At 64.5% G+C, this 10567-nt stretch carries 10 protein-coding genes and 1 tRNA gene; 6 read left to right on the forward strand and 5 right to left on the reverse strand.

The genetic code is table 11. The features are described from left to right. Positions 1–23: 23 nt before the first annotated feature. The 4 genes from WD006_RS12535 to WD006_RS12550 form a co-directional block, all read right to left on the reverse strand. Positions 24–824, reverse strand: a complete 801-nt coding sequence (locus WD006_RS12535; protein ID WP_011517382.1) for a phosphoadenylyl-sulfate reductase — start codon at positions 822–824, stop codon at positions 24–26. Continuing rightward, a complete protein-coding gene (locus WD006_RS12540; protein ID WP_011517383.1) occupies positions 821–1396 on the reverse strand; it encodes a DUF934 domain-containing protein in 576 nt (191 codons plus the stop codon). Before WD006_RS12540 ends, WD006_RS12535 begins: the two co-directional genes overlap by 4 nt. Positions 1397–1414: 18 nt before the next feature. Beyond that, a complete protein-coding gene (locus tag WD006_RS12545; RefSeq protein WP_008644114.1) occupies positions 1415–3097 on the reverse strand; it encodes a nitrite/sulfite reductase in 1683 nt (560 codons plus the stop codon). A gap of 108 nt (positions 3098–3205) precedes the next feature. Further along, positions 3206–3979, reverse strand: a complete 774-nt coding sequence (locus tag WD006_RS12550; protein ID WP_060784857.1) for a sulfite exporter TauE/SafE family protein — start codon at positions 3977–3979, stop codon at positions 3206–3208. A gap of 172 nt (positions 3980–4151) precedes the next feature. Here WD006_RS12550 and WD006_RS12555 point away from each other — a divergent pair, with 172 nt between their 5' ends. The 4 genes from WD006_RS12555 (at position 4152) to WD006_RS12570 (ending at position 8409) form a co-directional block, all read left to right on the forward strand. Then, complete coding sequence (locus WD006_RS12555; RefSeq protein ID WP_011517384.1) at positions 4152–5093, forward strand: CysB family HTH-type transcriptional regulator; 942 nt, start codon at positions 4152–4154, stop codon at positions 5091–5093. 30 nt (positions 5094–5123) lie between these two features. Beyond that, positions 5124–6263, forward strand: a complete 1140-nt coding sequence (locus WD006_RS12560) for a methyltransferase (protein WP_011517385.1) — start codon at positions 5124–5126, stop codon at positions 6261–6263. A gap of 85 nt (positions 6264–6348) precedes the next feature. Beyond that, entirely contained in the window at positions 6349–7518 is a 1170-nt protein-coding gene (locus WD006_RS12565; RefSeq protein ID WP_011517386.1) for an ABC transporter substrate-binding protein, read from the forward strand. Positions 7519–7539: 21 nt separating this feature from the next. After that, positions 7540–8409: an NAD(P)-dependent oxidoreductase gene (locus tag WD006_RS12570; protein WP_060784856.1), complete on the forward strand. Its 870-nt coding sequence runs from the start codon at positions 7540–7542 to the stop codon at positions 8407–8409. A 60-nt stretch (positions 8410–8469) separates the two neighbouring features. On the opposite strand, the gene WD006_RS12575 is transcribed toward WD006_RS12570, so the two are convergent. After that, entirely contained in the window at positions 8470–9411 is a 942-nt protein-coding gene (locus WD006_RS12575) for an alpha/beta hydrolase (RefSeq protein WP_060784855.1), read from the reverse strand. A gap of 99 nt (positions 9412–9510) precedes the next feature. Here WD006_RS12575 and WD006_RS12580 point away from each other — a divergent pair, with 99 nt between their 5' ends. Beyond that, positions 9511–9873 carry an HNH endonuclease gene (locus WD006_RS12580; RefSeq protein WP_060784854.1) on the forward strand — a complete coding sequence of 121 codons (363 nt, stop codon included), beginning with the start codon at positions 9511–9513 and terminating at the stop codon, positions 9871–9873. Positions 9874–9971: 98 nt separating this feature from the next. Next, positions 9972–10056, forward strand: a tRNA-Leu gene (locus WD006_RS12585). Positions 10057–10567 lie beyond the last annotated feature (511 nt).

The raw sequence follows: 10567 nt of genomic DNA on the forward strand, positions 1-10567 counted from the left end.
GTTCTCGGCCTCAAATATTCTGTTCAGTGCTTGATGTTCTGTTCGTGGAGCCCGCACTCTTTCGAGTCCTTGCTCTCCCACCACCACCGTCCGGCGCGTACGTCCTCGCCGGCCTTCACCGCCCGCGTACAGGGCTCGCAACCGATGCTCGGATAGCCCTTCTCGTGCAGCGCGTTGACCGGGACGTTGTGGCGCGACAGGTACGCCCACACTTCGGCCTCGGTCCAGTCGGCCAGCGGATTGAACTTGGGAATGCCGCGCGACTCGTCCGTTTCCTCGAACGGCAGTTCGGCGCGCGTCACGGCCTGCTCGCGGCGCTGGCCCGTCATCCACGCATCGGCGTGCGAAAGCGCGCGATTGAGCGGTTCCACCTTGCGGATGCCGCAGCAGCTCTTGCGCAGGTCCACGCTGTCGTAGAAGGCATTCAGGCCGTTCTTCTTCAGGTAGTTCTCCACTGCTTCCTGGTCGGGCGTGAACTGCTCGATCGTGTAGCCGTAGTGCGTCTCGACCTTGTCCAGCACAGCAAGCGTTTCGGCGTGCAGGCGGCCGGTGTTCAGCGTGAACACGCGGATGCCGGCGCGCACGGCCGGGCTGCCGCGCAGGATCGCGTCGGTCAGCACCATGTCTTCGGCGGCCAGGCTCGTGGCGAAGCGCGCGCGGAAGAAACGTGCCGCGATGCCGGACAGGCGTTCGGCCAGTTCACGTTCCTTCACTTCGAGCGCCTCGATCGTGCCGGCGTACGCCGGCTTCGTCCACAGCGCTGGGGGGCGCAGCGACGACACCGAACCGTCGACGACTGGGATCTCGGAGATCACGGAGCTCATGCCACGCCCCGGGCGGTCACGTCGGCACGTGCGCGGCGGAACAGCGGCAGCGGCTCGTCCACCGAAGCCTGGTAGGCCACCGTGAACTCGGTGAAGCCCTTCAGCGCGTCGTCGATGTTCTTGTCGGCGCGCACCGCGAAAGTGTCGAAGCCGCAGCGCTTCATGAAGTTGAGCTGATCGCGCAGCACGTCGCCGATCGCGCGCAGCTGGCCTGCCCAGTGGTAGCGCGTGCGCAGCAGATAGGCCGACGAGAAACCGCGGCCATCGCGGAACACCGGGAAGTCCACGGCCACGACCGATACGCGATCGAACAGCGCTTCGGCGTCGCCCGGCTCGTCTTCCGGCGCCAGCCACACGCCGGTGATGGCCTTGTCGCGGCCAGCCAGCAGGGCTTCGTTCGCCTTCCACACTGACAGCGGGAACAGCACGGCGTCGGTGCCTTGCGCGACGGCAGCGATCTTTGCCTCGTCGAGCGGTTCGGTTTCGGTGGCACGCAGCACGGTCCAGCTATCGTCGACGATGACAGGACGGAATTCGGCGGCGTCGCGTTGCAGTTGAATGATCTTTGCCATGTTCGGTAACTCCGTTCGTCAGGCTTCGGCGCGCTCTTCGCGCTGCTTGTCCGCGTACACCCGTTCCTTGAACGGCGCGATGCCAATCCGGCCAACGGTTTCGATAAAGCGCTCGTCGCCAACACGGTTGGCCACGAATGTCTCGATGATGCGCGACACCACATCGGGCATCTCGTGGGCGCTGAACGACGGGCCGATCACCTTGCCCAGCGCCGTGTCATTGCCCTGGGCGCCGCCGATCGTGACCTGGTACCACTCGGCGCCATCCTTGTCGACGCCCAGCACGCCGATGTTGCCGACGTGGTGGTGGCCGCAGGCGTTGATGCAACCCGAGATGTTCAGCGAGATGTCGCCGAGGTCGTAGACGTAGTCGAGGTTGTCGAAGCGCTCCTGGATCGCCAGCGCGATCGGAATCGACTTGGCGTTAGCCAGCGAGCAGAAGTCGCCGCCCGGGCAGGCGATGATGTCGGTCAGCAGGCCGATGTTGGCCGTGGCCAGACCGGCCTTCTTCGCGTCTTCCCACAGCGCGAACAGGTCACGCTTCTTCACATCGGGCAGCACCAGGTTCTGCTCATGCGCCACGCGCAGTTCGCCATAGCCATAGCGATCAGCGAAATCGGCAACCGTGTCCATTTGCGCGGACGTGGCATCGCCCGGGGGCGACACCGGACCCGGCTTGGTCGACAGCGTCACGGATGCATAGCCCGGCACCTTGTGCGCGTGCACGTTGCGGTTGACCCAGCGTGCGAACGCCTTGTTCTCGAGCAGGTGCTTTTCGAACGATGCGTCGGTGTCGGGCAGCTTTTCGTAGGCGGGCGGCTGGAAGTACTGCGCCACGCGATCGAACTCGGCCTGCGTCAGCGTGCCCGGGCCGTCCTTGCTGAACTTCCACTCTTCTTCCACTTCGGCGGCGAACTTCTCGGCACCGATGGCCTTCACCAGGATCTTGATGCGGGCCTTGTACTTGTTGTCGCGGCGGCCGTAGCGGTTGTACACGCGGATCGCGGACTCCACATAGGTCAGCATGTGCTGCCACGGCAGATCTTCCTTGATGATCGTGCCCAGAATCGGCGTGCGGCCCAGACCTCCACCAGCAAGGATGCGCAGGCGCGTCTCGCCAGCGGCGTTCTTGTACGCATAGATGCCGATATCGTGCATCTGCACCACGGCGCGGTCATCGGCCGACGACGAGATGGCGATCTTGAACTTGCGCGGCAGGAACGCGAATTCGGGCTGGAACGTGCTCCACTGGCGCAGCAGTTCGGCCAGCACGCGCGGGTCCACCGTCTCGTCCGGCGCCACGCCGGCGAACTGGTCGGTGGTGATGTTGCGCACGCAGTTGCCGGAGGTCTGGATGCCGTGCATTTCGACGCTGGCGAGGTCGTCCAGCACGTCGGGCACGCGCTCCAGATCCATCCAGTTGTACTGGATGTTCTGGCGCGTGGAGAAATGGCCGTAGTCGCGGTCGTAGGTGCGGGCGATATGGGCCAGCATGCGCATCTGCTTCGAGGCCAGCAGGCCGTACGGAATCGCCACGCGCAGCATGTAGGCGTGACGCTGCATGTACAGGCCGTTCTGCAGGCGCAGCGGCAGGAATTCTTCCTCGGTCAGCTCATCGGACAGGCGGCGACGCACCTGGTCACGGAACTGGGCAACGCGCTCCTGGACGATACGCTGGTCATATTGATCGTACTGATACATGGTGTGGGTCCGTTCAGTATTCGGTAACTTTAGGGAGGCTGGTCAGGAATGAAGCGAAGCGGTTCTGGCAAGGCCGTGTAACGACGCCTGAATCATTCATAACCGGTCTCATGAAACGAGCTTGATGGCCACGAGCGTCAGCGTCGTGGCAAGTGCGGCGCGCACGATCCGCTCGGGCAGTGCCCGCGACAGTTGCGCACCGAGCCAGATGCCGGGGATCGAGCCCACCAGCAGCGCCAGCAACAAATTCCAGTCGACCGTGCCGAGCCACACGTGGCCCAGCCCTGCCACGGCCGTGAGCGGCACGGCGTAGGCGATATCGGTACCGGCCACTTCGGCCGGTTTCATATGGGGATACAGCAGCAGGATCAGGGTCGCGCCCACGGCGCCGGCACCGATCGACGACACCGTCACCAGCACGCCGATCACGGCGCCCACCAACACGGTGGCCACCACCTGCTTGCGGCCTTCGAGCTGGAAGCGCGGGTTACGCGCCAGCCAGGCCAGCATCTGTTTGCGGAACAGCAGCGACAGCACGGTCAGCAGGACCGACACACCGATCGTCACGCGGATCGCGTGGAGCCACTGCGCATTGAGTTCACCCGCGCTCTTGAGCACGAGGATGGCGGCCACGGCGGCCGGCAGGCTGCCCATGCACAGGCGGCGCACCACCTGCCACTGCACATGGCCGTGCGCGCGGTGGGCCAGCGTGCCGAAGCCCTTGGTAATCGAGGCAAACGCCAGGTCGGTGCCCACCGCAGTGGCCGGCGAGAAGCCGAACAGCAGCGTCAGCAGCGGCGTCATGAGCGAACCCCCGCCGACTCCGGTCAGACCGACCAGGAGACCTACCAGCAGACCGGAAACGGTATAGGCAAGGGACATCGGGGGGGATTCTCGAGTTGCCCGGCTTTCCCCTCGTCCGCGTCACCTATACAGGCTGGGGGCTGGACGCAATACGGGCAGGCCGAACGTTTAACAAAGTTCGAGAATCGTAATAAACTCGCCTCATACCTCAAACTAATAAGAAGTTGTTTGTTTATACGGACGCAGTTATATGAACCTTCATCAATTCCGCTTTGTGCGTGAGGCTGTCCGTCAGAATTTCAACTTGACGGAGGCCGCAAAGGCGCTCTATACGTCACAACCCGGCGTTTCCAAGGCGATTATCGAACTGGAAGAGGAGCTAGGTGTCGATATCTTCACACGACACGGCAAACGGATTCGCAGCCTGACCGAACCGGGGCGGCGCATCCTGACCTCGGTAGAGAAGATCCTGCAGGAAGTGGAAAGTCTGAAGCGCGTGGGCAAGGACTACGCGGCACAGGATCAGGGCAACTTCACCATCGCCACCACCCATACCCAGGCCCGTTACGCGCTGCCGCGCGTGATCAGCGAGTTCACCAAGCGCTACCCGAAGGTGCGGCTGTCGATCCAGCAGGGCAATCCGGCGCAGATCGCCGACATGATCTTGCATGACCAGGCCGATCTGGGCATCGCCACCGAGGGCATCTCGGGCGACAAGAGCCTGGTGTCGCTGCCCGGGTATCAGTGGCAGCATATGGTGATTACGCCACCTGACCATCCGCTTCTGGAGAAAAAGCACCTGACGCTGGAAGACCTGGCCACCTTTCCGCTGATCACCTATGACGTGAACTTTGCTGGCCGGCCCAAGATCGACAAGGCATTCGAGTTGCGCCATCTCCAGCCGGACATCGTGCTGGAGGCCATCGACGCCGACGTCATCAAGACGTACGTCGAGGTTGGCCTGGGCGTCGGCATCGTGGCCGGCCTCGCCTACGACCCCGAACGTGACCGCAACCTGCGCGGCATTCCGGCCGGCCACCTGTTTGGCACCAATGTCACCCACCTGGCCGTCAAGCAGGGGGCCTATCTACGCAGCTTCGTCTATACATTCATCGAGTTGTTCTCGCCGACCCTGAACCGCAAGCTGGTGGAACAGGCGATGTCGGGCGACCACGAAGCCTACGAACTCTGAGCATCGCTCGAAGCACCCTGCCCTATATATATGTCAGTCACTGATTCCCTCCCGACGATCCACTGGACCGAAGACGGCGCCGAGCGCAGCGCGATGTGGCGTTCCGAAGCCGGCCTGCCCCCGCCGAAACGCGTGGTGATCGCCGACGACCAGACGCCGGCCGATACCGCGTTCCGTCTGGCCAGTGAAGGCACCGCCCTGCTCTGGCGCGGCGACTTCCAGAATGCGCGCCAGTTACTGCAGGCGATGGCGCGGCGCGTCGATCGCAAGCCGAAGAAGGCGCCAAAGCCGGCCGCCAGCCTCACCGAGGCGTTCCACAAGCACCGGCTCGCCCAGTCGCAGCGGGCCCGCACGCTGGGCATGTTGCTGCTGCCGTTCGAGGCCGGCCACGTGGTGCCGCTGCGCCGCGCGCCCGATGTGCATGAAGCCTGCGAGCAGGTCTACGGCCAATCCGACACGCCGTACGTGGCGTCGATGCGTGAACTGCTCGGCCTGATCGGCGCATTCGAATGGCGCAAGAAAGGCATCGAGATCCCGGCGCTCGGCGAGCGCATCCATCCGTGGTACGGCGTGTTTTCGCCTGTGCGCGGCGAGTACATCGACCTCGTGGCGAAAGAACCGCTGCCATCGGGCACCCTGGCGTTCGACATTGGCACCGGCACCGGCGTGCTCGCGGCGCTGCTGGCCCAGCGTGGCGTGAAACGCGTGGTAGGCACCGACCAGGACGCCCGCGCGCTCGGCAACGCCCGCGCCAACATCGAGCGGCTTGGACTGACGGGCGACGTCGAGATCATCGAAGCCGACCTGTTCCCCGAAGGCCGCGCGCCGCTCGTGGTCTGCAATCCACCGTGGGTACCCGCACGCCCGAGTTCGCCGATCGAGCACGCCGTGTTCGACCCGGACAGCCGGATGCTGCGCGGCTTCCTGAACGGCTTGGCCGCGCATCTGACGCCGGATGGCCAGGGCTGGCTGATCCTGTCGGACTTTGCCGAGCATCTGGGCCTGCGCACGCGCGACGAACTGCTTGGCTGGATCGATGCGGCGGGGCTCAAGGTGCTTGGCCGCTCTGACATCCGCCCGCGCCACCCGAAGGCCGCCGATGCCGACGACCCGCTCTTCGCCGCGCGCAAGGCCGAGATGACGTCGCTGTGGCGACTGGCTGCGAAGTAAGCCACATAGTCGACCCCGAAGCCGTCCCCAAAGCCGTCTCCGAAGTCGTCCTCTTCACGATCCTGTCTCGTCCGGGAGTTCGCCCATGCGTCTGCGCAAGCTGCTGCTGCCAGTGATGTCCATGTTGTCTTTTGGTGTCGCCACGGGGTCGGCCCATGCCGATATCCGCGTCGGCGTCGACCTGTCGACCACAGGCCCCGCCGCCGCGATCGGCATCCCGTCGCGCAACACGGTGCAGATGTGGCCGCAGACGCTTGGCGGCCAGCGCGCGCAGTACATCGTGCTCGACGACGCCACTGACCCGGCTGCTGCCGTGCGCAACGTGCGCAAGCTCATCGCCGAGGACAAGGTCGATGTGATCGTCGGCCCCAACATCACGCCAAACGCGATTGCCGCGCTCGACGCCATTGCCGAGAGCGGGACGCCGATGGTGGCGCTGGCCGCCTCGGCTTCAATCATCGAGCCGGCCGGCGACGCACGGCGCCGCTGGGCATTCAAGATGCCGCAGAACGACGCCCTGATGGCGACGATCCTGACCGAGCACATGACCAACCAGGGCGTGAAGACGGTGGGCTTCATCGGCTTCAACGATGCCTACGGCGAAAGTTGGTGGCGCGAGTTTTCGAAGATGGCCGAGATCCGTCGCCTGCGCGTGGTGGGCAACGAGCGCTTCGGGCGCACCGATACGTCGGTGACCGGGCAGATACTGAAGCTGATGTCGGCGAATCCGGATGCCATCCTGATTGCGGGCTCGGGCACGCCGGCAGTGCTGCCTCAGAAGACACTCGGCGAGCGCGGCTACAAGGGCCGCATCTACCAGACCCACGGCATTGCGTCGTGGGACTTCCTGCGCGTGGGTGGCAAGGACGTCGAGGGCACACTCTTTCCGACCGGGCCAGTGGTGGTAGCGCGGCAGTTGCCCGATAGCCATCCGGTGAAGAAGGTGGCGCTCGATTTCGTCACGCGCTATGAAGCGAAGTACGGCCCGGATACGGTGACGCAGTTTGCTGGCGATGCATGGGGCGCATGGCTGCTGCTCGACGATGCCAGCCGACGCGCGCTCAAGAGCGGCGCGCAGCCAGGCACGCCAGCGTTCCGCGCCGCGCTGCGTGACGCGATCGAATCGACGCACAACCTGACCGTGCCCAATGGCGTGCTCAACCTGAGCGCGCAGGATCATCAAGGTTTCGACCAGCGTGCCCGCGTGATGGGCGTGGTGCGCAATGGCAAGTTCGCCTACGCAGGCGACAAGTAAGACAAGTTCTAGGAAGCATTCATGACCACCGTAGCATTTATTGGCCTTGGCGCGATGGGCGCGCCGATGGTGGGCCACCTGATCCGCGCCGGCCATACCGTGCGCGCCTTCGTGCGCCGACCCGAAGCAGCCGATGCCGCGCGCCAGTTGGGCGCGGAACCGTTCTTCACGCCCGCGGAAGCCGCGCAAGGCGCGGCCGTCGTCTTCACTAACGTGACATCGTCCGAGGACGTGCGCGAAGTGCTGCTCGGCCGGAACGGCGTGGTGGAAGGCGCCGCGCCAGGCACGATCTGCGTCGATCACAGCACCATCTCGCCGATCGTCACGCGCGAGATAGCGCAAGCGCTGGCAGCGTGCGGCATCGAGGCGCTGGACTGTCCGGTATCGGGCGGCACGGTGGGAGCGCAGGCCGCCACGCTGACGATCATGGTCGGCGGCAAGGCCGAGGTGTTGGAAAAGGTGCGTCCGCTGCTGGAGCAGCTCGGCAAGACCATCACGCACATTGGCGACAGCGGCGCAGGCCAGGTGGCCAAGCTGTGCAACCAGATCGCTCAGGTGGTCAATATCGAAGGCATCGCCGAAGCCATGCGCTTTGCCGGCGCGCAGGGCGTGGACACTGCCAAGGTGTTCCAGGCAATGTCCACCGGCATGGCCGGCAGCCGTATGCTCGACATGCTCGGCCCGAAGATGGTGACGCGCGATTTCTCCGCTGGCATAGAGTCGCGGCTCCACGCCAAGGATTTCGGACTCGCGGCGGACATCGCCACCGAGATTGGGCTTGAGTTGCCGGCGATGCGCGCCACGTCAGCGCAACTCGGCGAGTTGATGGATCAGGGCTGGGGCAAGGACGATACGTCGTCGCTGCTGAAGGTGCTGGAGCTGAAGGGCTGACGAAAGTCACCCTGTGGGGGAGCGACTGGCGTCCGCTCGCCCTCGGCCCCATCCAGCCGTTCAAAACCCCGCGATCATCCCCAGCAGCGCGCGCATCAACGGACTGTCGTCGCGCATCAGGTCATCCATCGCATTGAAATGATGGCGGCCCGGCAGCGCGATCTGCTCACGCACATTGTCGGGCCATGCCGCGTGAATCAGCGCGTTGTGGCGGTGATACTCGCTCGATTCCAGTTCGCCCACCGCCGTGATCAGTGGCGCGCGCGTGGCCGGCGGCATGAAGGCCGGCGACATGCGCGCGACGTCCAACTCCGTAAGCTTCAGATCGGCCTGAAGGAACGCGGTGCGACGCAGCGGCTCCAGATCATACAAACCGCTGATCGACAGGCCACCCTTGACCAGATCCGCCGGCAGATCGGCACCGACCTGCGGCCACAGGGCCGTCATCAGCATGGTCACCAGATGGCCACCCACCGAATGTCCGGCCAGGAAGATGCGATCCGGGTCATGGCCCAGCGCATCAGCCTGGCGATACAGCCATGCCACTGCTTCCAGTGCCTGACGCACAATCGTTTCAACGGTCACGTCCGGGCACAGCGCGTAGTTGACAACCGCCACCGACACACCGCGCCGAGTCGGCACGCTGGCCACGAAACTGTGATCGCGCTTGTCCAGCGCCCGGTAGTAGCCGCCGTGCAGGAATACCAGCAATGGCGGACGCGTGCCATCCGGCACGTGCATAGCCGGGAAATAGTCGTATGTCTCGGTGGCGACCAGTGACGAATCCGCCTCTCCGTAGGACAGATCCTCGAAGTACTCGATCGCACCGGCCCGCGCCAGCGCCGAATCCGCCGCCCAGCGCGCCATGTGTACGGGATTCTCGGGCACGTTCGCGCGATTGTTGTACTGCTGCGCGTAAAACGCGGGGTCCTGCGAAGGGAGTTCAGCCAATGCGGCAAACGTGGCGGCAGGGGCAACATCCAGGGGCGGCTGGACTGACATGGCACTCGGCTCCAGTGGCATCTCGGGGGGCACCGCAAGGCGCGGTTGCGCGCTATCCTACCGCAACTGCCGCCCCTCCCTGACTCCACAGGAATACCAATGGTCGTCAAGCGCCGTCTGCGAGAAGGCCGCGATGGCCAACTCGGCCCGCCCCCCGAAGCGCCAACAGCAACCGGATCGCTCTGCCCGCTATGCGGCCGCAGGTTGCTGGACGACGCCACAACTGACCTGCACCACCCTGTGCCACGCAGCCACGGCGGCCGGGCAGTCGTGCCAATGCACCGCGTCTGCCACCAGAAAGTCCACTCGGTCTTCACCGAGGCGGAACTGGCCACGACCTATCACGACTGGAACGCGCTGCGCGCCCACCCAGCCATCGCCGATTTCATCTGCTGGATCGCCCGCAAGCCGCCCGGCTTCTACGACCGCAACCGCGCCACCAACGCCCGGCGCGGACGCTGACACCAAACCCACCCCGGGTTGTCCGACTGGGCGATTTCCGGCATAATCCGCGATTCATCGCAGTGCGACAGGCATTCTCGCCCGTCGCCAGATACCCAGCCCGGGTGGTGAAACAGGTAGACGCAGGGGACTCAAAATCCCCCGCCGCAAGGCGTGTCGGTTCGAGTCCGACCCCGGGCACCATCGGAAAATCAAAGTGTTACATCACTTTCTGATACTTCCGGGTACTGCTGAATACCTCAAATTTCGCGGCATTTTTTCCCAGTTTTTCCCACCGCTGCCGTTTGACTTGTGCAGTCTCTTTTGCGATACTTTTCCTGCGGCTGCGGGGACGTCACACTCCTCTATCCTGCAGGGAGCCAGATTAACTGCAGGGAACTGCTGAGCGATAGTCAACGTCGGGTTGACTCCCTCGCCGAGCGGAGATGCGGCTGACCTTTATGAGCGATGTAGTAGGAGCTGCCGTCCTTCGACGACAGTAGGGGAAGAAAAGGGCCACGGACCAAGTCTTCCCGCTTCCGATGACCGCTTTCTGAAATCCCCGACTTTTCCTCGCCAAGGGCCCGTGGGCCCGGCCCGGTTGCACCGGGCTGGTGGAAGGAAAAGTCCGTGCCTACATCCCCTGCATTCGCCTACCTGGAATCTATATTTCCGGGCATGGCGCTTCTTCCCGTCCTCGAAGCAGGACAGTGCC

It is taken from the genome of Cupriavidus sp. Met-2 (assembly GCF_049843575.1).
Classification (GTDB): Bacteria; Pseudomonadota; Gammaproteobacteria; order Burkholderiales; family Burkholderiaceae; genus Cupriavidus; species Cupriavidus metallidurans.

What these genes read in the sequence shown, in the direction of transcription:
- WD006_RS12535 (WP_011517382.1), bottom strand. Translation starts at nt 824, where the DNA reads ATGAGCTCCGTGATCTCCGAGATCCCAGTCGTCGACGGTTCGGTGTCG.
- WD006_RS12540 (WP_011517383.1), bottom strand. Translation starts at nt 1,396, where the DNA reads ATGGCAAAGATCATTCAACTGCAACGCGACGCCGCCGAATTCCGTCCT.
- WD006_RS12545 (WP_008644114.1), bottom strand. Translation starts at nt 3,097, where the DNA reads ATGTATCAGTACGATCAATATGACCAGCGTATCGTCCAGGAGCGCGTT.
- WD006_RS12550 (WP_060784857.1), bottom strand. Translation starts at nt 3,979, where the DNA reads ATGTCCCTTGCCTATACCGTTTCCGGTCTGCTGGTAGGTCTCCTGGTC.
- WD006_RS12555 (WP_011517384.1), top strand. Translation starts at nt 4,152, where the DNA reads ATGAACCTTCATCAATTCCGCTTTGTGCGTGAGGCTGTCCGTCAGAAT.
- WD006_RS12560 (WP_011517385.1), top strand. Translation starts at nt 5,124, where the DNA reads ATGTCAGTCACTGATTCCCTCCCGACGATCCACTGGACCGAAGACGGC.
- WD006_RS12565 (WP_011517386.1), top strand. Translation starts at nt 6,349, where the DNA reads ATGCGTCTGCGCAAGCTGCTGCTGCCAGTGATGTCCATGTTGTCTTTT.
- WD006_RS12570 (WP_060784856.1), top strand. Translation starts at nt 7,540, where the DNA reads ATGACCACCGTAGCATTTATTGGCCTTGGCGCGATGGGCGCGCCGATG.
- WD006_RS12575 (WP_060784855.1), bottom strand. Translation starts at nt 9,411, where the DNA reads ATGTCAGTCCAGCCGCCCCTGGATGTTGCCCCTGCCGCCACGTTTGCC.
- WD006_RS12580 (WP_060784854.1), top strand. Translation starts at nt 9,511, where the DNA reads ATGGTCGTCAAGCGCCGTCTGCGAGAAGGCCGCGATGGCCAACTCGGC.